Annotated in this window: 18 protein-coding genes, 1 tRNA gene and 1 pseudogene; 19 read left to right on the top strand and 1 reads right to left on the bottom strand. The window is 71.8% G+C overall.

Annotated elements, in window-relative coordinates:
- Positions 1 to 104: 104 nt before the first annotated feature.
- From ACWCSV_RS14635 to ACWCSV_RS14625, 3 genes are all read left to right on the top strand, one after another.
- Positions 105 to 1,310, top strand: coding sequence for a DNA polymerase III subunit delta' (locus ACWCSV_RS14635; RefSeq protein ID WP_451142045.1), 1,206 nt, complete (start codon positions 105 to 107; stop codon positions 1,308 to 1,310).
- A 257-nt stretch (positions 1,311 to 1,567) separates the two neighbouring features.
- Positions 1,568 to 3,106, top strand: a complete 1,539-nt coding sequence (locus ACWCSV_RS14630; protein WP_451142043.1) for an alpha/beta hydrolase — start codon at positions 1,568 to 1,570, stop codon at positions 3,104 to 3,106.
- A gap of 164 nt (positions 3,107 to 3,270) precedes the next feature.
- Positions 3,271 to 3,344 (top strand) — tRNA-Thr (locus ACWCSV_RS14625).
- Between the two features lie 55 nt (positions 3,345 to 3,399).
- On the opposite strand, the pseudogene ACWCSV_RS14620 reads toward ACWCSV_RS14625, so the two are convergent.
- Positions 3,400 to 3,693 (bottom strand): annotated as a pseudogene (locus ACWCSV_RS14620) (tyrosine-type recombinase/integrase); the annotation flags it as partial.
- Between the two features lie 484 nt (positions 3,694 to 4,177).
- Here ACWCSV_RS14620 and ACWCSV_RS14615 point away from each other — a divergent pair.
- The 16 genes from ACWCSV_RS14615 (at position 4,178) to ACWCSV_RS14540 (ending at position 21,057) form a co-directional block, all read left to right on the top strand.
- Positions 4,178 to 5,083, top strand: a complete 906-nt coding sequence (locus tag ACWCSV_RS14615; RefSeq protein WP_451142041.1) for an ABC transporter ATP-binding protein — start codon at positions 4,178 to 4,180, stop codon at positions 5,081 to 5,083.
- An 11-nt stretch (positions 5,084 to 5,094) separates the two neighbouring features.
- A complete protein-coding gene (locus ACWCSV_RS14610; protein ID WP_451142039.1) occupies positions 5,095 to 6,156 on the top strand; it encodes an ABC transporter permease in 1,062 nt (353 codons plus the stop codon).
- A 148-nt stretch (positions 6,157 to 6,304) separates the two neighbouring features.
- Positions 6,305 to 7,564, top strand: coding sequence for a cytochrome P450 (locus ACWCSV_RS14605; RefSeq protein WP_451142037.1), 1,260 nt, complete (start codon positions 6,305 to 6,307; stop codon positions 7,562 to 7,564).
- A gap of 58 nt (positions 7,565 to 7,622) precedes the next feature.
- A complete protein-coding gene (locus tag ACWCSV_RS14600; protein ID WP_451142035.1) occupies positions 7,623 to 8,843 on the top strand; it encodes a cytochrome P450 in 1,221 nt (406 codons plus the stop codon).
- A 68-nt stretch (positions 8,844 to 8,911) separates the two neighbouring features.
- Entirely contained in the window at positions 8,912 to 9,595 is a 684-nt protein-coding gene (locus tag ACWCSV_RS14595) for a TenA family transcriptional regulator (RefSeq protein WP_451142033.1), read from the top strand.
- A 4-nt stretch (positions 9,596 to 9,599) separates the two neighbouring features.
- Positions 9,600 to 11,291, top strand: coding sequence for an AMP-binding protein (locus ACWCSV_RS14590; RefSeq protein ID WP_451142031.1), 1,692 nt, complete (start codon positions 9,600 to 9,602; stop codon positions 11,289 to 11,291).
- 35 nt (positions 11,292 to 11,326) lie between these two features.
- Positions 11,327 to 12,358, top strand: a complete 1,032-nt coding sequence (locus ACWCSV_RS14585) for a UbiA family prenyltransferase (protein ID WP_451142029.1) — start codon at positions 11,327 to 11,329, stop codon at positions 12,356 to 12,358.
- Entirely contained in the window at positions 12,355 to 13,578 is a 1,224-nt protein-coding gene (locus ACWCSV_RS14580) for an acyl-CoA dehydrogenase family protein (protein ID WP_451142027.1), read from the top strand. The genes ACWCSV_RS14585 and ACWCSV_RS14580 overlap by 4 nt, the downstream gene beginning before the upstream one ends.
- The gene (locus ACWCSV_RS14575) at positions 13,575 to 14,693 is read left to right on the top strand and encodes an SDR family oxidoreductase (RefSeq protein ID WP_451142025.1); all 1,119 of its coding nucleotides are present in this window, start codon (positions 13,575 to 13,577) and stop codon (positions 14,691 to 14,693) included. The genes ACWCSV_RS14580 and ACWCSV_RS14575 overlap by 4 nt, the downstream gene beginning before the upstream one ends.
- Positions 14,690 to 15,688 (top strand): SDR family oxidoreductase, encoded by a 999-nt coding sequence (locus ACWCSV_RS14570; protein WP_451142023.1) that lies wholly within the window; start codon positions 14,690 to 14,692, stop codon positions 15,686 to 15,688. The genes ACWCSV_RS14575 and ACWCSV_RS14570 overlap by 4 nt, the downstream gene beginning before the upstream one ends.
- A complete protein-coding gene (locus ACWCSV_RS14565) occupies positions 15,685 to 17,226 on the top strand; it encodes a PEP-utilizing enzyme (protein ID WP_451142021.1) in 1,542 nt (513 codons plus the stop codon). Before ACWCSV_RS14570 ends, ACWCSV_RS14565 begins: the two co-directional genes overlap by 4 nt.
- Positions 17,219 to 17,506 (top strand): phosphopantetheine-binding protein, encoded by a 288-nt coding sequence (locus ACWCSV_RS14560; RefSeq protein ID WP_451142019.1) that lies wholly within the window; start codon positions 17,219 to 17,221, stop codon positions 17,504 to 17,506. The genes ACWCSV_RS14565 and ACWCSV_RS14560 overlap by 8 nt, the downstream gene beginning before the upstream one ends.
- A complete protein-coding gene (locus tag ACWCSV_RS14555) occupies positions 17,503 to 18,792 on the top strand; it encodes a 3-isopropylmalate dehydratase large subunit (protein ID WP_451142017.1) in 1,290 nt (429 codons plus the stop codon). The genes ACWCSV_RS14560 and ACWCSV_RS14555 overlap by 4 nt, the downstream gene beginning before the upstream one ends.
- On the top strand, positions 18,789 to 19,304 hold the full coding sequence (locus tag ACWCSV_RS14550) for a LeuD/DmdB family oxidoreductase small subunit (protein WP_451142015.1): 516 nt from the start codon (positions 18,789 to 18,791) through the stop codon (positions 19,302 to 19,304). Before ACWCSV_RS14555 ends, ACWCSV_RS14550 begins: the two co-directional genes overlap by 4 nt.
- Positions 19,301 to 19,960 carry a hypothetical protein gene (locus ACWCSV_RS14545; protein ID WP_451142013.1) on the top strand — a complete coding sequence of 220 codons (660 nt, stop codon included), beginning with the start codon at positions 19,301 to 19,303 and terminating at the stop codon, positions 19,958 to 19,960. The genes ACWCSV_RS14550 and ACWCSV_RS14545 overlap by 4 nt, the downstream gene beginning before the upstream one ends.
- Complete coding sequence (locus ACWCSV_RS14540) at positions 19,960 to 21,057, top strand: PEP-utilizing enzyme (RefSeq protein WP_451142011.1); 1,098 nt, start codon at positions 19,960 to 19,962, stop codon at positions 21,055 to 21,057. The genes ACWCSV_RS14545 and ACWCSV_RS14540 overlap by 1 nt, the downstream gene beginning before the upstream one ends.

Genomic DNA, 21,057 nt, shown 5'->3' with positions numbered 1-21,057 from the left:
ACCGCAGGACCGCAGGACCGCAGGACCGCAGGACCGCAGGACCGCAGGACCGCAGGACCGCAATCACCGCAGGACCGCACGACACCACCGGAAGGGCGGTGACCATGTCCGTATGGGACGACCTGGTCGGTCAGGACCGGGTGCAGGAGCAGCTCTCGGCTGCCGCCCGTGACGCCGACATCCTGGTCACCGCGACGGCCCAGGGCGAGCCCGTGCCTCCGGGCTCGAAGATGACGCACGCCTGGCTGTTCACCGGACCGCCCGGTTCCGGCCGGTCCACGGCCGCCCGCGCCTTCGCCGCCGCCCTCCAGTGCACCAGCCCCGACCGGGCCATGGGCGGTGCCCCCGGCTGCGGGTTCTGCGACGGCTGCCACACCAGCCTCATCGGTACGCACGCCGACGTCGAGGTGATCCGCACGGACCTGCTCTCCATCGGCGTGAAGGAGACCCGTGAGCTGGTGCGCCGGGCCCAGCTCTCGCCGGCCGTGGGCCGGTGGCAGGTCATCGTCCTGGAGGACGCCGACCGGCTGACCGAGGGCGCCGGCAACGTCCTGCTGAAGGCCGTGGAGGAGCCCGCACCGCGCACGGTGTGGCTGCTCTGCGCGCCCTCGCTGGAGGACGTGCTGCCCACGATCCGCTCCCGATGCCGCCACCTCACGCTCGGCACGCCCCCGGTGGCGGCCGTGGCGGACGTCCTCATCCGCCGCGACGGCATCGATCCCGAGCGCGCGCACTCCGCGGCCCGCGCCACCCAGGGCCACATCGGCCGCGCCCGCAGGCTCGCGACGGACGAGCGGGCGCGGGCCCGACGGGCGGCCGTGCTCAAGGTCCCGCTGCGCGTCGCGGACGTGGGCGGCTGTCTCAAGGCGGCGCAGGAGCTGATCGACACGGCCGCCGAGGACGCCAAGCAGGTCGCCGAGGAGGTCGACGTCAAGGAGACCGAGGAGATGAAGGCGGCGCTCGGCGCGGTCGCGGGCGGCCGGATGCCACGCGGCACGGCGGGGGTGATGAAGGAGCTGGAGGACAAACAGAAGCGACGCAAGACGCGTACTCAGCGCGACAGCCTCGACCTCGCCCTCTCCGACCTCACCGGTTTCTACCGCGATGTGCTGGCCCTCCAGATGGGCTCGCGGATCGCCCTCGCCAACACCGACGCGCAGGACGCGCTCGACCGGATCGCCGAGTCCTCGGCGCCCGCGCAGACCCTTCGCCGGATCGAGGCGGTGATCGCATGCCGCCGCGCGCTCGACCGGAACGTGGCGCCGCTGCTGGCGGTGGAGGCGATGACGATGGCCCTGCGCGCGGGCTGAGGGCGTGGGCCGAGGGCGCGCCGGGCTGAGGACGCGGCGGGCTGAGGCGTGGGCCGAGGGCGCGGCGGGCTGAGGCGTGGGCCGAGGGCGCGGCGGGCTGAGGGCGTGGGCTGAGGACGCGGATCGACGCGACCGTTTCCCGGCGGCTCGCCGCTGCCCCGTGCGCTCCCTCCGCGCCCGGCTGGCTGCCCCACCACCCCTTCACCCGAATGAGGAGGAAATCGGACGACTCGTCACCGGGCGACTACGCTCCGGGCATGGACTCCAGGCGCCTGCTCCAGACCCTCGCCACCGCGCTCGGCACTGCCGGCCTGCTCGTCTCCGGTTGCACGAGCGGCGGTTCGACGCCCAGCGCGTCCGCCGTCGGCTCCTCGGCGACCGTGGCGGCCAAGGACCTCGCCCCGTACTACTCGCAGAAGCTGAAGTGGGGGGAGTGCGGCGTCGAAGGCTTCCAGTGCGCGACGATGAAGGCGCCGAAGAACTACGGGAAGCCGGGTGACGGGGACATCGATCTGGCCGTCTCCCGGAAGAAGGCGACCGGACCGGGCGAGCGGATCGGCTCCCTCCTGGTGAACCCGGGCGGACCCGGCGGCTCGGCCATCGAGTACCTCCAGGGGTACGCGGCCCTCGGCTACCCCGCGCAGGTCCGCGCCCGGTACGACATGGTCGCCGTCGACCCCCGCGGAGTGGCCCGCAGCGAGCCCGTCGAGTGCCTGACCGGCAAGGAGATGGACGCGTTCACCCAGGTCGACCTGACACCGGACGACGAGGCGGAGATCGACAAGCTGAGCGCGGCCTTCAAGGAGTTCGCCGACGGCTGCGAGAAGCGCTCCGGCAAGATCCTCCCGTACGTCTCCACCGTCGACTCAGCCCGCGACATGGACATCCTGCGCGAGATCCTCGGCGACGAGAAGCTGCACTACGTGGGCGCCTCCTACGGTACGTACCTGGGCGCGACCTACGCCGACCTGTTCCCGGACCGGGTGGGGCGCCTGGTCCTGGACGGGGCGCTGGACCCGTCGCTGCCCGCCGTCGACGTCAACCGCGACCAGACCGCCGGCTTCGAGGGCGCCTTCGAGTCCTTCGCGGCGGACTGCGTGAAGCAGAAGGACTGCCCGCTGGGCACGGGGAGCACGGCCGACGCGGCGGCGGAGCTGAAGCGGCTCTTCGAGGACCTGGACGCCAAGCCGGTCCCGACCGGCGAGGACCGGAAACTGGGCGAGTCCCTCGCGACCACCGGCGTGATCGCCGCCATGTACGACGAGTCCGCCTGGCCCCAGCTCCGCGAGGCCATCGCGGGCGCCCAGCACGGTGACGGCTCCGGGCTGCTCGCCCTCTCCGACAGCTACTACGAGCGCTCACCCGACGGCTCGTACGCCAATCTGATGTACGCCAACTACGCGGTGAACTGCCTCGACCTGCCCGCCGCCTTCTCCGGCACCTCCGCCGTGGAGAAGGCCGTCCCGAGCTTCGAGAAGGCCTCCCCGGTCTTCGGGAAGAACTTCGCATGGGCGGCCCTGAACTGCGCGTACTGGCCGGTCGACCCCACCGGCACCCCGCACGCGACCCATGCGAAGGGTGCCGGCCCGATCCTCGTCGTCGGCACCACCCGCGACCCGGCCACCCCGTACAAGTGGGCCGTCTCCCTCGCCGACCAGCTCACCTCCGGCACCCTGCTCACCTACGACGGCGACGGCCACACCGCGTACGGCCGGGGCAGCGACTGCATCGACACCGCGATCAACCGGTACCTGCTGGAGGGCACCGTTCCGAAGAAGGGCACCAAGTGCAGCTGAACGGGTTCCGACCCGTCCCCGACTCCTCGGCGACCCGCCCCGGCCCTCCGTGCGGGACCGCCCTGACCTGCGGGGAGAGGGCCCGGGGAGGGTGGTACGGAGCACCCCCGGAAACTGTGTAGACTTGGCCCCGCTGCTGATCGCACCATGGTGCGGCAGGGCATGCCGCCTTAGCTCAGTTGGCCAGAGCAACGCACTCGTAATGCGTAGGTCTCGGGTTCGAATCCCGAAGGCGGCTCGGAATTGCCCCAGGACTCACTCGCCGTGACCTGGGGCTTTTTCATTTTCTTGGTGCGGCTGCGCCGGGCGCGGGCCGAATGCGGGTGTCCGTGGTCTCAGTTCCGGTCCCAGTCCCCGCAGTGGGCTCAGGGGCGGCTGCTCGCGGCCGTACGAAGAACTCGCCCATGCGGCGCATTGCGGCGTCCTTCGACAGGTGCGACCGCCTCTTCACGTAGCGCTTGGTCCGGCTGTTCCGGGTGGGACGGAGGATCTCCCTGATGGTCGTCATGTCCACGCCGAGTTCGTCCAGGATGGTCCCGGCGGTGTGACGGCTCCCGTCGGTACAGGCGGTGGTCGTCGATCCCGGCAGCTCTGCGAGGCCATGGAGGTGCTCGGCGGCGGCGTCGACCCCGGACCGGGCACCTGTCGCGCCGTCCGCGGCGACTGGCTGCGCAGGGGACGCCGGCGCCGGATGGTGTGCGCGGCCCCGGTCATCGTCCTGTTCACGTCGTCACCCTGACCGGGCTGTGGGTGGTCGACCAGGCTCCCGCGAAGGCCGGCGTCATCGTCGGCGACTCGGTCCCTACCGTCAGCGGCAGTGCTCGCCGGGCCCGCTTCCGTCCGGGCCCGCTCCCTTCCTCCGCGCTCCACCGTGCAGCAAGTTGCAGCACAGTTTGCTGCATGCCGAGGGCATGGCGGCGAACGACGCGGATGGGGAAGGCTGAGCGCGTAGTCGACAGCACGACCAACACGCGGGGGATCTCCATGCTCGGCGAACGAGGGCCAACCAGCGCGACGCCTTCGGCTGTCGCGACCGGAACGCCACCGGTTGACGGCCCGCCGGCACCACTCGTGCTCGACCAGGTTGTGCAGCACTACGGAGCCACGCAAGCGCTCAAGGGTGTGTCCATCGCCCCGGCCCCCGGGCGGATCACCGGCCTGCTGGGCCCGAACGGGGCCGGTAAGTCGACGCTCATGGCCATCGCGGCGGGCATCCTGCGTCCCGACGGCGGCCGGCGGCAGCTCGTCTCCGGGCACCGCGTCGGCTACATGCCGCAGGAGCACGCGCTCTACCCGCAGTTGACGGCTGCGGAGAACCTCGGGTTCGCGGCCGCGGCCGTCGGACTGCGGCGCCCCGCCCGGGCCGCGGCCGTACGCGAGGCGCTGGAACGGGTCGGTCTCGCCGACCGGGCCGACGACCGGGCCGGAGGCTTCAGCGGTGGGATGAAACGGCGGCTCGGATTCGCGGCGGCCACCCTCGGCGGCCCGGACGTGCTGCTGCTCGACGAGCCCACCGTGGGGGTCGACCCGCAGTCCCGTGCCGCTCTGCTCGACCTCACGGTCAAGGAGTGCGAACAGGGCACCGCCGTCCTCTACTCCACCCATCTGATGACCGAAGTCCAGGAGCACGCCCACCATGTGGTGGTCCTCGACCACGGCATGGTCATCGAATCCGGCACGGTCGAGCGGTTGTTGGGGAAATACGCCCTCGCCTTTCTCGAACTGCGCCTGGAGAGCCCGGGCTCGGCGGCGCTCGCCGAGCGGCTCACTTCCCACTCGTGCTTCGGCCCCCTCGTCCCCGCCGACGGCGACGAACGGTTCCTGCGGATCCAGGTGAACCAACCCTCCCGCGCGCTGACGGCGGCGGTGGCCGCCGCGAGTGACGTGGGCGTGACCCTCACCGACGTACGCCTGGTGGAACCAAGTCTCGAAGCCGTCTTCCTGCACCTCACCGGACGGAAACTCAACGACTCATGAGCTCACCCGCCATGACGCCACCCCTCCGGGCCGCCGCACCGTCGGCCGCATCCCGGGCCGGTGCGTTCCGTGCCGTCGTGCACAAGGAGCTGCTGCTCAACCGCAGGGATCCCTTGCTCCTGGTCATGATGTTCGCCTTCCCGATCGTGCTGGTGGCGCTGCTGTCCAGCGCCCTCGGCGGCGCCTTCGCGATGGGCGACCCGCCCGACTACGTCCTGGTGGGCCGGGCGAGCACCGCGCTGACCCAGCGGCTCGGCAAGCCGGAATCCGTCGTCTCCCTGGACGAGGCGCGCCGCAGGATCGGCGCGGGCGAGGTCTCGTTCGCCGTCGTGACGGGGGCCGGCGGGCAGGTGCGCCAGCTGGTCGCGGACCCGGCGACCCGGATCCTCCTGCCCACCATGCTCGCCGCCATCGAGGGCAAGGCCCCGGACGTGGTCGGGCCCGACGGCAAGCCGTACAGCTCGGGTGCCAGCCCGTACGCCGCCACCCTGCTCGGGTTCGTGATCTACCACGCCTTCTTCGCGGCCTCGCACGCCGCGCAGTCCGTGCACCGGGAACGCACCTGGGGCACCTGGAACCGCATGCTCACTCTGGGGCTCGGCAAGGGCTGGCTGCTGACCGCGAAGATGATCCCGACCGTCCTCGTGGTCACCCTGCAGGGGCTGCTCCTGGTCGGCGGCGGCTGTCTGGTGCTGGGCATTCCCGTGCACAGCCCGCTCGGGCTGGTCGCCGGGTGCCTGCTCGCCGGGTTGTGCGTGGCCGCGGTCGGCGCGATGCTCGCCGCAGTCAGCCGCAACGACGCCCAAGTGCCGCAGCTCAACAACCTGTTGGTCCTGGTCGGCGGCACCCTCGGCGGCAGTCTCGTACCCCTTGCCATCATGCCGTCCTGGGTCCGCGCCGCCGCCCCGTTCACTCCGCAGTACTGGCTGGTCGAACTGTTCAAGGGCGCCACCTCGCGTGGCGCCACGACGCCGGACCTGGCCTTCGACGGTCTCATGGTCCTTCTCTTCTGCGCGGTGCTCCTCGGAGCCGGAGTGACCGCGATGCGCTGGGACCGCTTCCGGCACGCCTGATCCCCGGCCGGCCGTATCCGCTTCGCGCTTTTCGTACTGACCTCTCCCCCCGACCCATTTCACGGCTGTCGCGAGCTGCGCCATGCCGCTGCCCCGGCGCGTCCGCCCGGTCGGACGACCGTGCCCGTCGTACCCGAAAGGTGCTGTCATGTCCCATGCCCGCCCGGCGGGTGGCGCAGAGCAGGAGCTTCTGCAGCCGCTGGAACGCAACCTGTTCACGCCCGCGTTCCTGGACGATCCCCGCCCGCTGCTGCACCGCATGCGCGAGGAGGAACCCGTCCGCTGGAGCGACGCCTTTCCCCCCGGCGGCTACTGGCTGGTGACGCGCTACGAGGACGCCGACCGCGTCCTGCGCGACCCCCGGTTCGGCAAGTCCGACTACTGGGACCAGGTCGGTGACGCCCGCGGCGGGGTGGAGAGCGAGACGGTCCAGGTGCTGCGCAGCTGGATGTCGCAACTGGACCCACCGGACCACACCCGGGTGCGCAAAGCGTTCGGCCGTACCTTTCTGCCCCGGATGGTCGAGCGGCTGCGCCCGCGCGTCGAGGAGCTCGTCGACGAACTCCTGGACGGACTCGCCGCCGAACCGGAGTTCGACGTCATTGCCGACCTGGCCTTCACCCTGCCCGTCATCGTCATCTGCGAGATGCTGGGCGTCCCGGCCGCCGACCGGGGACGTTTCAAGGACTGGTCCACCGACCTCGCGCGGGTCTTCGACGTCGACCTGGGCGACGAGTCCCTGGAGCGCAGCCGTTCGGCGGTCCTCGCGTTCCGCGACTATCTCCGGGTGCTCGTCGAACAGCGCCGCGCGGAGCCTCGGGACGACATCCTGACCCACCTCGTCAAGCTCCACGACGACCAGGAGGGCATCACCGAACACGAACTCCTGTCCAACGTCACCCTGTTGGTCTGGGCCGGTCACGAGACCACGATGAACCTCATCGGCAACGGCGTGCTCACCCTCCTGCGCCACCCCGACGCACTGGCCCGGCTGCGTGCCGACCTCGCCCTGGCCCCGCAGGTCGTCGAGGAGATCCTGCGCTTCGAGGGCCCGCTGCGCACTACCGCCCGCATCGCGCTGGAGGACGTGACCCTGGCCGACCGGACGATCCGCGCGGGACAGATGACGGTGATCATCGCGCAGGCCGCCAATGGGGACCCGGCCCGGTTCGAGAACCCCGACGTCTTCGAGATCGGGCGGCCGAACTCCCGCAGCCACCTGGCCTTCGGCGGTGGCATCCACTTCTGCCTCGGAGCACCGCTGGCCCGCCTGGAGGCGGAGGCGCTCTTCAGCCGCCTCTTCGTCCGCTTCCCGCGGCTCGCCCTGGCCGAGGACACCCCGCGCTGGAACGTCAACCTCTTCCTGCGCGGCCTGGAAGCCCTGCACGTCCGCACCAACGCGGTCTGACCCCCGCATCCACTTCTCGCTCACGCCCGTGACCACGGGCCGGACCTGGGAGATACCTGTGGCTGAATCCGCACTGCCCGGCGCTCCGCCGGACTCGGCGTCCCTCTTCGACCTCTTCGCCCCGGGATTCGTGGACGACCCCTATGCCTGGTACGAGCGGCTGCGGGCCGCCGAACCCGTCCACTTCCACACGGGCCTGAACATGTGGCTCGTCAGCCGCTTCGCGGACATCGACGAGATGCTGCGCGACAACGACCTCGGCCGCGGTGAACAGATGCGGTTCTTCGGCCACTTCGAGGAGGGCTCGGCGGTCGACCTGGCCTCCCGGTCCTGGCTGTTCGGCATGGACCCGCCGGAGCACACGCGGGTGCGCAAACAGTTCGCCAAGGCGTTCACGCCTCGCCGGATCGCCACGCTGCGGCCGTACATCGAGAACAAGGTCGACGAACTCCTCGACGACCTGGCCGCCGAGGGCGGCGGCGACTTCCTCGGCACCGTGGCCGCGCTGCTCCCGGTTGCCGTCATCTGCATGATGCTCGGCCTCCCCGAGGAGGAGCACGGCAAGTGCAAGGAGTACTCCTCCGCGGTCGTCCCGCTGCTCGATCCGATCATCAGCGAGGAACAGCTGCGCAAGGCGGACGAGGCGTGCCGCTGGTTCCTCGACTACTTCGAGGACCTGTCCGCCGAGCGCCGCGCCGACCCGCAGGACGACCTGCTGTCCGCGCTGCTCGCACTGGAGGACGACGGCACCCGGCTCGCCCACCACGAGCTGATCAACAACGTCATCTTCCTGTTCGGGGCCGGTCACGAGACCACCGCGAGCATGCTGGGCAACGGACTGTACGGTCTGCTCACCCACCCCGAGCAGTACGAGGCCCTGCACCGCGATCCCTCGCTGGTGCCGAACGCCGTGCTGGAGATGCTGCGCTGGGACTCGCCGGTGCAGTACATCGGCCGCCGCGCCCGCACCGACCTGCAGCTGGGCGGCACCCGGATCAAGCAGGGTGACGTGGTGATGGGCATCCTCGGCGCCGGCAACCGCGACCCCGAGCGTTACGCCGACCCGCACGCCTTCGACATCCGCAGGCCCGACGTGCAGCCGTTGTCCTTCGGCGCGGGCATCCACTACTGCCTCGGTTCCGCGCTCTCCCGGATGGAGTCGGAGATCGTCTTCGAGCGGCTCACCCGCCGCTTTCCCCGGATGCGACTGGTGTCCCAGCCGGACCGGCACGGCCTGTTCGCCGTGCGCTCCTACACCGACCTTCAGGTCGAACTCTGATCACCGGACCGGATGCCGCTTCCGCCCACCCGGTTGGCGCGGCGCCGCCTGAAGAAAGAAGACTGCCGATGTCCGAGCAGATACTCGACCGCCTCGACGCCGTCATCGACGAGCGTGCGTACGTGAAGCACTCCTTCACCCAGACCCTGATCGCCGGCGAGGTCTCCCGCGAGCACCTGCGGGACTGGGCCGTGCAGAAGTACCACCAGACGTTCCACCAGAACCGCGGCTTCTCCGCCATCCACGCGGTCGCCCCGTACGAGGACGTACGGCTGTGGGAGATGGAGCAGCTCATCGCGGAGGAGACCGACATCCGCGACGGCAGCGACTCGCACTACAACCTCATGAAGCGCTTCGCCCTGGCCATGGGCGCCCCCGAGAACATCGCCGAACTGCCGGTCGCCCCCGAGGTGCGGCGCTTCGTCGACTACCTCCTCGGCGTCTGTCTGGGCGAGCACTTCGTGTACGGGCTGCTCGCCTTCTACGTCAACGAGCGGCAGACCCCGGCGGCCGTGCAGAAGATGTACGACTACCTCACGTCCGAGATGGACGTCAGCCGCCGGGACGCCGAGTGGTTCCTGGTGCACGGCGAGGTCGACGTCTACCACGCCGAGGGAGCCCGGGCGCTGATCGCCAAGTACGCCCACGAGGCACCCGACTTCGACACCAGGGCCGAGCAGGTGGTCCGGGACGGCCTGGAGCAGTGGCGCCTGCTCCAGGACTTCTACTACCGCGTCGCGACGGGCGGCTGAGCCGATGACCGGCCTGGACGTGACCAGGAGCAGCGAGAGACTGCTCGGCTGGATCGACGAACCGCACCCCACGCGGGGTGTCCGGTTCCTGCGGGACGACCTGACCTGGCAGGAGTTCGGTTACGAGGAGCTCGCCCAGCAGGTGCTGCGGGCCGCCATGGCCCTGCAGCAGTCGGGGGTGCGGCGCGACGACGTCGTTCCGATGGTGGTACCCGCCGGCCCGGACTTCCTGACGACCTTCTTCGGTCTGCTGGTGATCGGCGCCACGCCCTCGGTGCTGCCCCTGCCCTGGGCACTTCAGGGCGGCGTCGGATACGAGGCCCAGCTGAAGTCCATCGCGACCCGTATCAGGCCCCGGTTCGCGGTGGCCTCGTCCGGCTACCAGGACGTGCTGCGGCGCACGGTGGGCGAACTCGGCCAGGACGTAGTGATCCTGGAGCCCGCGTACGCCGACGGGTTCCAGGAGCTGCGCCGGGAGAGCGGTGAACTGGCGGTGCTGCAGTTCACCTCCGGCTCCCGCGGTGCGCCCCGCGGGCTGCGCGTCACCGTCGAGAACATGGCGGCCAACCTCGGCATGATCGAGAAGTGGCTCCAGCTCGACGAGTACGGCGGTGTCTCCTGGCTGCCGCTCTACCACGACATGGGCCTGGTCGGCGGACTGCTCGCCGCGGTCACCGTCCAGGTGCAGCACTCCGTGATGCGGCCCGAACACTTCATCCGCGACACCTCGGGCTGGCTCGCCGAGTACGGGCGGGCCCCCTACGCGCACATGTTCATGCCCAACTTCGGCTTCGAACGGACGGTCGCCAAGGTACGGCCCGAGGACCTCGAAGGCCTGGACTTCTCCACCCTCACCTCGGTCATCAGCGGAGCCGAGCGGGTCAACCCGGAGGTGCTCGCCTCCTTCGTGCGGCTGCTCGAACCCCACGGCTTCCAGGCCGGCAGCCTGATGCCCGCGTACGGCCTCGCCGAGGGCACCCTCGCGGTGACCGGTGTGCCCAAGGGCCGGCGCCCGCGGCTGCTGCGCACCGGTTCCCTCGACAAGCGCCTCGGCGAGAAGGTCGACATCCTGGAGACCGCCGAGGTGGGCATCGAGGAGGTGCCCGACTCCTGGACCTGGCAGGTCAGCTGCGGCCGTCCGCTGGACGGGCTCGCGGTCGAGGTCGCCGACGACGAGGGCCGCCCGCAGCCCGAGGGCGTACTCGGCGAGATCCTCGTCAAGGGACCCTCGGTGGCGTTGGGGTACGCCGACGAGACCGCTGGGGACGGGTGGGGCGCCGGTGAATGGCTGCACACCGGTGACGCCGGATTCCAGCTCGACGGCGACCTGTACGTGGTCGGACGGCTGGGAGACAGTGTCAAGGTCAACGGCCGTAGCGTCTTCGTCGAGGACGTCGAGCTGGAACTGAGTGCCCGCACCGGGATCCCGCAGCGCAGGCTCACCGTCTGCGCCGGCGTCTCCGAGGGGCGGCCCACGCTCCTGGTCGTCTCCGAGCAGGACCTCGGCGGGCTCCTCGACGCCGTCGAGGAGACGGTCGCCGCCTTCGGCGGAGCCGCCGTCCGCCTCCTCGTCCTGAAGGCCGGACGCGGCACCATTCCCCTCACCTCCAGCGGCAAGCCCCGCCGGCGCACCCTGTGGACCCGCCATCTGACCGGGGAACTCGAGGGCGAGTGGCTCACCGGGGCGGCGCGATGAGGGCCGGCCTGCTGCGGACGGAATCCGCCTGGTGGATGACCCGCATCTACCTGTCCAACATCAACGTGTGGCCGGTCGTCATGGGCTGGTACGCCGCCGACCCGTCCGGCCGGCCCGCGCTGTGGCACCTGATCGCACTGTGCGGCTACGTCGCGTTCGCGGGCGGCGCCCTGTTCATCGTCAACGACATCCTGGACGCCGACGGGGACGCCACGACGGCTCCCTATCTGCCGCTCCCCGCGAAGCTGCTGACGACACGTCAGTCATGGTCGTGGGCCGGTGTGTACCTGGTCGCCGGCCTGCTGTGCCTGGCTCTGGCCAGCGGCAGCGCGCTCCGGCTCGCGACCGGGCTCGGGATCACCGTGGCCGGCGTCGTGGCCTCCATGGCGTACTCCAAGGTGAAGGAGGACGGCATCATCGCCTCGCTGATGATGACCGTCCCGCAGACCCTGCCCGGCGTCATCGCCTGGCTCCTGGCCGGCCGCGGCCCGGTGTGGCAGCTGCTCCTGGTGATCGCCTACTGCATGTGTGCCTGCGTCTCCAACAACATCCTGGCGGCGCTGCGCGACGTCGACCTCGACGGAGAGGTCGGCAATCTGACCCTCGCCGTGCGGATGGGCGGCCCCGCCGCGTTCCGGCTGGCCTCCGGGATCGCCTTCGCAGGTCTGGTTCCCGTGGTGGCCCTCGCCGTACTGGTCGAGGACGGCTGGTGGGCGCTGCCCTTCGCCGCGGTGGCGGCGGCCCTGATGGCGTCGTGCCGGCGGCGCACGCTGCGGCACTTCGAGACGCCGGGGCGCGGGCGCGTCCAGCGCATGAAGGACATGAAGCAGTTCAAGTTCGGTGAGTACGTGCGGCACGCGGCGGTGGCCGCCGCCTTCGCACCGGTCGCCGCGACCGTCGCCGGAGTCGTGATGTACGCGTCCCTGTACTTCGGCCACCGGCTGTACACGCGGCGGCTGATCCAGGGCGGCATCCGTTCCGCACTCGACCGGCTCGCCGCAAGCGGCGCGGGCGGAGTGCTCGCGGCGGGCCACCCCACCGACCTCGGCCGAGGGAGTACCCCATGACAGTGCCATCCAGCGACACCCCGGGGCAGGCACCCGACACCCTTCTCTTCGCCGAAGGGCCGTTCGGCCCGCGTGTCGACGAGTGGCGGCAGACGACGGCCAAACTGCTGGCCGACGTGTTCGCCGAACATGCCGCCGCCGCGGAGCGGGCCGGACTCTTCCCCCGCCGGATCATCGCCGACATCGGCAGTACCGGGCTGTTCCACGAGAGGTGGCGCACCGGACTGCACGGCGACCCCGGGCGCGGTGTCGTCATCGCCGAGGAGAGCGGCCGGCTCGGACACGCCTCGCTGTCCGTCGGACTGAGCCTGCATCTGGAGACCGTCTCCTCCGTCCTGATCAGGTACGGGGACTCGTCCCTGTTGCGGGAGTACCTGGCCGGCGTGCTCGACGGCCGCCTGGTCGGCTGCCTCGGCGCCTCCGAGCCGACCGGTGGCTCCGACCTCACCGGCATCCGCACCACGGCACGCAAGGTGCCCGGCGGCTGGCGGGTCACCGGCGAGAAGAAGTACCTCTCGCTGGGCCGGGTCTGCGACTTCGCACTGCTGCTGTGCCGGATCGACGACGGAAGCGCCGCCGACGGCCGGCTCGGGGTGTTCGCGGTGCCCGCTTCCGGGCTCACCCCCAAGCGGCGCCTGGCCAAGGCGGGCACCGCCGCTCTCGACACCACGTGGATGACCGTCGACGTCGAGGTGCCCGACGAGGCACGGGTCGGCCGGGTCGGCGCCGGTCTGCTGGTGGCCACCTGGGGGCTGAGCCATGAGCGGCTGTCCATCGCCGGGCAGGCGGTGGGCGGGATCGGGCGCGCCATCGCCCTGGCCACCGCCCACCTTCACCGCCGGCACCAGTTCGGCCGTCCGCTGATGGAGCATCAGGCGCTCCGGCTGCGCCTCGCCGAACTGGCCTCGCGGCTGCTCACCCTGCGCTACGCGGTGTACGCCGCCGGGCAGGGGCTGCCGGTCACCGGTGCCGTCGGCCCCCGCGACACCGCCGCGCTCAAGGTCACCGCGGCCCGCTTCGCGGAGGAGGCGATCAGCGAATGCATGCACCTGTTCGGCGGGCCCGGCTACCTGGAGGACGAGACCCCGCTCGCCCGCATGTGGCGCGACGCGCGGCTCGCGCGGCTGGGTGGCGGCACCGACGAGATGATGTGGGAACTGGTGGCGAGCGGGCTCGTACCCGACTTCGAGGCCTACGACGAGAGCGTCGATGTCGGATGAGAATTCTCCTCACCGGTATGACCGGACAACTGGGCACCGCCGTCGCCGAGACCGCGGAGACGCGGGGCATCGGCCTGGTTCCCCTGGTGCGCCGAAACCGCAGGGGCCGCGTGCCGTTCGAACGTGCCTTCCCCGCCTGGGCCGGGAGTGAGGTGAAGGGAGACGTCACCGCGCCCCTGTGGGGCCTGACCGACGCGGCCGTCGAGCGCCTCGCCGGCGAGGTGGACGCCGTACTCAACCTGGCGGGCGAGACCAACTGGGCGGGCACCGGCCGCGACCTGTACACCAGCAACGTCCTGGGCGCCCGCACCGGCCTCGACGTGGCCAGGGAACTCCAGCGGCGCGGCGGCCGGCCGGTCCTGTACTGCCACGCCTCGTCGATCTACGTCGCGGGCGGAGCCGTGGGCACCGTTCCGGAGGCGCCCATGCCTCCGGACCGCCACCGCACCGCCTACGAGCACAGCAAGTGGCTCGCCGAGCGGGAGCTGTGGTCGCTGCACCGGCCGGGTGACCCGGACCTGGTCGTCGCGCGCGTCGCGGCGCTGCTCGGCGACTCCCGTACCGGCGCGACCCTGCGCCGCAACTCCCTGTACCTGCTCGCCGAGCGGTGGGACGAACTCCCGGGCAGGCTGCTGCCGGCCATGCCGCGGGCCCGGGTCGACGTCCTGCCCAGGGACGTGGCCGCGGACGTCCTGCTCTCCGTCCTGGAGAGCCGGCACGCGGCCGGGCCGGCGAGCGAACCCACGATCGTGCACGTCGCGGCCGGGGAGAGCGCCCCCACCCTGCGCAGCCTGCTGGAGACCGCGCGGGCCGCGTCGCCCCTGGCGTTCCGTGACTGGGCGCGTCTCGTGCCCGCGCGGGCCGAGCACCTGCTGTGGCTGTCGGCCAACGCGGAGCGGTTCGCGAAACTTCCCGACGCCTGGCGCAACAGCGTGATCGGGCTGCGCTACATCGGCCTCGACCGGGTGATGGAGCGCGGCGCGCTGTCGGCCCTGCTGCCGGAGCCGCCCCCCGCGGTGCGGACGGAGCTGCTCGCCCGGCTGCTGTTCGACCTGCCCTCCCCGGCGCGGCCACGCCCCGTCGGGGACCGAGGACTGGCGAGGTTCCAGCCATGAACGTACTGATAGTGGGCGGTTCCGGATTCCTCGGCAGCCAGATCGCGCTGACCTGTGCCGAGGCCGGAGCCCACCCGGTGTCGCTGTCCCGCGGGGGCCGCGCGGTCACCGGTCGCGCCGTACGCGGCGATGTGCGGCGGCCCCGACTCGGACTCACCGGAGCGGACCTCGGCCACGTCCGTGACACCGTCACGCACGTGGTGCTCGCCTTCGGCTCGGTCGACTGGGCCTGCGGTCCGGGGGAAGCCATGGACACGCACAGCGTCGCCATGCAGTCGGTGCTGCGGTTCCTGCGCGAACTGCCGGCCCTGGAGCATGTCGTGCACGTGTCGTCCCTGCTGGCCCTGGGCCGGGCCGAGGGCCGCGTCACCAACCGGGAGCTGTACACCGGCCAGCGCTTCCGCAACTGGTACGAGTACGGGAAGTACTGCGCGGAACAACTGGTGCGCAACGCCACCGGCGATCTCCCGGTCACCGTCGTGCGGTTCGGTCCCGTGCTGGGCCCCGACCCGCGGGGCGGGCGGCCCGACACCCGCTCCGGACTGCCCGCGGTCTTCCCGCACCTGCTGGCCGGCTACCCCGTCCACCTGGAGCGCAGGGGCGACTTCCCGAGCTGGGTCACCGACGCCCGGTCCGCCTCCGAGGTGGTCCTCAGGGCGCTGGAAACCCCGCCCGCGGGGGCCACCTGGAGCTGGTTCGACCCGTCGATGCCCACCCTCGCCGAGGTCTTCGAGGAGGTCTGCCGCCCGTGGGGCGTCGTGCCCCGGATCGTCGAGGCCAAGGGTCTGGGCAGGCTGACCCGGCTGGTCGGCAAGCGGGTCGGCGCGACCCCTGAGCTGACCGACTACGCGGAGCCGTGGTTCGACCTGGACCCCGCCGTCCTGGACGCGATTCCGGGACCGCGTCCCGTCCCCCAGCCGCACTACCTGACCGAGACCGGGCGGGCCCTGCGCGGGGACCTGCCGCAGGCCGACGCACGAGAGGTGGTCCGATGACCATCACGGAGCCGACAGGCACCGTCCCCGGCACGACCGGGGCGGCGCCGACGGTGGACACCGATCCGCACCCGTTCTTCCGCGTCTACTCGGCGGGCAACTTCGGCGAGGTGGCTCCGCAGCGCCTGTCCCCGATGTCGTGGTCGCTGGTGGGCGACCCCATGGAGCGCGCGACCCGCTCCCTGGCCCGGCGCCTGTGGGGCCGCTGCGCCTGGGCGGAGGGCTCGCACTACGTCTTCGTGGGCTACTTCGGCTGCCGGCCGTACCACAACCTGTCGTCGTACTGCCATCTCTCCCGTACGATCCCGGGCCTGACCGCGCGGGACGTCACCGCTGCCTACTTCGAGGACGTCGAACCCCCCGAGGAGATCGGCGCCCTGCGCGAGCCCCGCCTGCGCCGGGCGACCGGGGCCGTGCGGCTGCTGCGGGAACTGCGTGAGATGGGGCCGCGGCTGCGCGCGCTGGAGGAGAACGTCTCCCAGCTGGAGTGGGACCTGCGGGCGGCGCTGACCACGGGCAGTCCGCTGGCGATGTACGGAGTGCTCAAGGACACGCTGCCGGTCCTCGAGGAAGCGTGGGGCGTGCACATCCTCAGCACCTCGGGACTGGTGCCGCTGCGCTCGGTGCAGCACCGGATCTACCGCCGTATGGTCCGCCACCCCGAGGAGACCGCGCAGTGGCTCAACCGGCCCAGGGAACTGGTCTGGGACCGGCTGCACCGGGCGGCCGCGACCGAGGACCCGTACGGCCCCGGAAACTTCCTGGACTCCTCCTTCTACGAGGTCGCCGACAGCCACGCCCCATGGCGTGACTACGCGGTACGCCACCGGGCCGGCTCGCTCGACGAGGGGGCGGCGGACGCCCTGGTCGGCCCCGCCGAGGCGCTCGCGAGCATGCTGCCGAAGTGGCGGGCCCACACGGTCCAGGCGGTCTCCACCACCGTCGGCGAGGTCATGGCGGGCCGGGAGCACTCCAAGTCCCTCGCCATGCGCACACTGCACCTGTTCCGGCGGCTGCTGCCGCGACTGGCCGGACACCAGGGCGTCGCGGACGACATGTGGCCCTACCTGACGGTGCGTGAATTCACCGACCTGGTCACGCGTCCCGAGCTCGCCGCCCGTGCCGAGGGGCGGGTGGAGACGTGCCGGGCCGCCCTCGCCGTGCCCATGCCCGAGCATCTCGACCTCACCGCGGACGACGGCAGCCGGCGCATGTGGGCGCCCGACGCGCCCCGTACCTCCCGCGGAGTGGCGCCCGGCAGCGGGTTCGGCCAGGTGATGTCGCCCGACGAGGATCCGCCGGACGGCCCCGCGATCATCGTGTGCTCGTCGGCGGACGCGGACATCGCCCCGCTGCTGCCCTTCGCCGAAGGCGTGCTCAGCGAGCGGGGCAGCGAGCTGTCGCACATCGCCATCCTCGCCCGCGAGTACCGGATCCCCTGCGTCGTCGGCTATCCCGGCGCCGCCTCACTCCCATCGGGCACCACCGTGTCCATCAACGGAACCACCGGAGAGGTGACCATCCATGACCATGAGTGACAGCTCTACGCCCCGGACCGACGACGTCATAACGGCGATGGAGGAGATCTACCACCAGATCAAACGGATCCGCCGCGACCTGCGCCGAGAGGACCGCATCGTGCAGGACCTCGAGGTCGACTCGTTGGCCGCCCTCGAACTGCTGCTCGCGCTGGAGGAACGCTTCGGGGTCCACCTCGTGGACAATCTGCGGGCGGCCCAGGTGCCGACCGTGGGCGCCCTCGCGGATCTGATCGGCGAACTCCGCGCCGAGCAGGGCACCCCGGCGCCGCGCTCATGACGACGCCGACCCTCGCCCAGCGCATCCTCGCCCGCAAGTGCGGCCGCCCGGTGCGCCCCGGTGACGTCGTCGAGACCGACGTCGACATCGCGCTCACCCACGAAGTGCTGGGACCGCCCACCTTCCAGGCGTTCGAGCAACTCGGGATACCGCTGTGGGACCCCAGCAAGGTGTACGTCACCATCGACCACTTCGTGCCCGCCGCCACCGCGGCGCAGGCCGAGAACAACAAGGTCACGATCGAGGCGATCCGGCGCCACGGCATCACGAACACGGGCCTGTACGACGGCCCCAGCCACCAGACGCTCGCCGAGTCCGGCCTGGCCGGGCCCGGTCAGGTGGTCGTGGGCACCGACTCCCACACCTGCACCGCCGGTGCTCTCGGCGCCTTCGCCACCGGGATCGGGTCCACCGAGATGGCCGGTGTGTTCGCCGAAGGGCGCATCTGGTTCCGGGTACCCGAGGCCATCGGTGTGGAACTCACCGGGCGGCTGCCCGACGGCGTCTACGCCAAGGACGTCGTCCTGCACCTGCTGTCCCTGCTCGGGGTGGACGGAGCGACCTACCAGTCCCTGGAGTTCGGCGGCGAGGGGCTGCGCGCGCTGCCGATGGACGAACGGCTCGTGCTGGCCAACATGGCGGTCGAACTCGGCGCCAAGGTAGGCCTGGTGGAGGTCGACGAGGAGACCACGCGCTATCTCGGCATCCCGCCCGAGGAAGGCGAAGGGCTGGCCTTCGACCCGGACGCGGACTACCGCCGGCTCATCCGGATCGACCTCGGCACACTGAGCCCCATGTGCGCGCGCCCGCACAGCCCCGCCAACGTGGGGCCGGTCGCCGACCTCGTCGAACCGGTCACCGTCCACCAGGCCTTCATCGGCTCCTGCACGGGTGGCCGGCTGCACGACTACCGTGAGGCCGCGCGTGTGCTGAAGGGGCGGAAGGTCCACCCCGACGTACGCCTGTTGGTGACCCCGGCCTCGCGGCGGATCTACCAGCAGATGCTCGTCGAGGGTCTGGTCCAGACGCTCACGGAGTCGGGCGCCATCGTCGCCGCCCCCAGTTGCGGCCCCTGCGCAGGGCTCCAGGGCGGTGTCCTCGCCGACGGCGAGAACGCGATCAGCGCCAGCAACCGCAACTTCATCGGACGCATGGGCAACCCGCGGGCCAGCGTCTACCTCGCGTCCCCCGCGACGGTGGCCGCGAGCGCACTCGCGGGAGTGGTCACCGACGCGCACATCTACCTCGCCGAAGCCGACAGCGATCCATCGGAGGCCCGCGCATGAGAATCACACTGCCCAGCCGTACCTGGCGGCTCGGCGACAACATCGACACCGACACGCTGTTCCCCGGCCGCTTCATGACGCTGAGGGGTGCCAGCGCCGACGGCGCACTGCGCGGACTGGCCTCCGTGCACCCGGAGATGGCGGAGCGGTTCCAGAGCGGTGACGCCATCGTCGCGGGCGGCAACTTCGGCTGCGGCTCCAGCCGTGAGTATGCGGCCACCGCCCTGCGCGACCTCGGAGTGCCGCTGGTCGTCGCCCGCTCCTTCGCCCGGATCTTCTACCGCAACGCCTTCAACATCGGCCTGCCGCTGCTGGAGTACCGCGGCGATGAGCCCTTCCCCACCGACGGTCCCACCGAGGTCGACCTCTCCACGGGGGAGATCCACTGCGCGGACGGCCGGGTCCTGAAGGGCGACCCGGTGCCCGGCTTCCTGCTCGGGCTGATCGCCGACGGCGGACTCATGGCCCGGCTGCGGACGAGGACGGCCGGGCGTGGGGAGGCGACGACATGACCGGAGCGGCACCGGAGGACGAGCACTTCCTCACCCTGCACATCCTGGTCCTCAAGGGCATGGGGACCGCGGCCGCGCTCGCGGGCACCCTCGACCGCGGCGGACCGGCCACGGCCGGCGCACTGCGGGCGCTGGCCGCCGAGGGATTCGCCCAGCACCTGGAGAAGCGTGACATCTGGCGTCCGACCGCCGAGGGCAAGGAGCACCATGCCGGTCTGCTGCGCCAGGACACCCCGGCCGCTGTCGTGGAGTTGATCCAGCCGTGGTACGAGCGGTTCCTGCCGCTCAACGACCGCCTCAAGTCGCTGTGCACCCAGTGGCAGGTGCGCGACGGCAGCCCGAACGACCACACCGACGACGCCCACGACCGACGGGTCGTCGGTGAACTCGAAGCCCTGCACGAGCGGACCACCGGGGTTCTCGGTGGCCTCGGCGCTCTGCGGCCCCGCTACCTGCGGCTGCGGGACCGGCTCGACTCGGCTCTGGCCCGGCTGACCGGGGGTGACATCACGGCGTTCACCGGGGTCATGCGCGACTCCTACCACGACGTGTGGATGGAACTGCACCGTGATCTGCTGCTGACCACCGGCACCGGCCGGGACGTCGAGGAGGCCCGGCTGAAGGGCACACGCCTCGTCCCGGCGGAGGGCGGCTGATGGGCCGGGACCACGGCCGGCCGGCCGACGCGCTGATCGAGGTGACGGCCGCCGCCGGCGCCGGGCCGCTCACCGCCCGTGACGTCGGCGGCAAGACACTCGGGCTGGCCACCCTGCACCGGGCGGGCCTGCGGGTCCCCCGAACCTGGGTACTGCCGGCCGGGCGCACGGCCCGGCCCGGGGACTGGGACCGGCTCGCCGCGGTCGCCGACCGCTGGGCGGTACGCAGCTCCGCCGATGTCGAGGACGGCGCCGACCTCTCCCACGCAGGTCTTTTCCACAGCGAACTGGACGTGGCTGGAGCTGAGTTGGCGTCCGCTGCGGCCCGGGTGCGGGCGTCCGCCGATGAGCCCGGCGTCGCGGCGTACCGCGACCGCGTGGGGGCCCCGGCCGGCCCGATCGGCATGGGAGTGGTGCTTCAGCCCTACGAGCCCCCCGCCGCCTCCGGTGTGTGGCTGGGCCGCGGCCCCGGCAGCGGCCGCCTGGAGTGGACCGAGGGCAGCGGCGAGCGCCTCGTCTCGGGGCGGGTCACCCCGCACGCCGAGGAGTGGCCGGCCGCAGCCGGGGAGCCGGGGCTGCTGGTGGTGGACGGGCACGCGGCCGGCGGCGCCTGTCTGGCCGTTCAGCGGCTGCTGGGGCAGGCGACGGACCTGGAGTTCGCGGTGCTGGGCTCCGGTCTCGTCTGGCTGCAGTGCCGCCCCGTCACCCGCGATCTCACCCGGGCGGACGACCGGGCCGACCTCGGAGACCCGGCCGGGCCGGGCCACGGTGGCCGGGGCCGGCTCCTGACGGGGGTGGCCGCGTCGCCCGGGGTGGTGAGCGGGCCGGCCGTGCGGTTGAGGGATGCGGACGAGCACGGATGGCGGCCGGGCTCGGTGCTGGTCACCGAGGAGACCGGACCCGAGTGGGTGCCGCTGATGGCAGAGGCGACGGCCCTGGTGACCGCCGTGGGCGGCATGCTTTGCCACGCTGCCATTGTCGCCCGGGAGTTGGGCCTCCCCTGCGTCACCGGAGTGGGCTCCCAGGCCCTCGCCGGCCTTGGGCCGAACACCGTCATGGAGGTGGACGGTACGCGTGGAAGGGTGGTGGTGACGTGA

It is taken from the genome of Streptomyces sp. NPDC001770, assembly GCF_053596135.1.
Note: the sequence above shows the minus strand (reverse complement) of the source record. Positions and strands in the feature narration are given on the sequence as shown.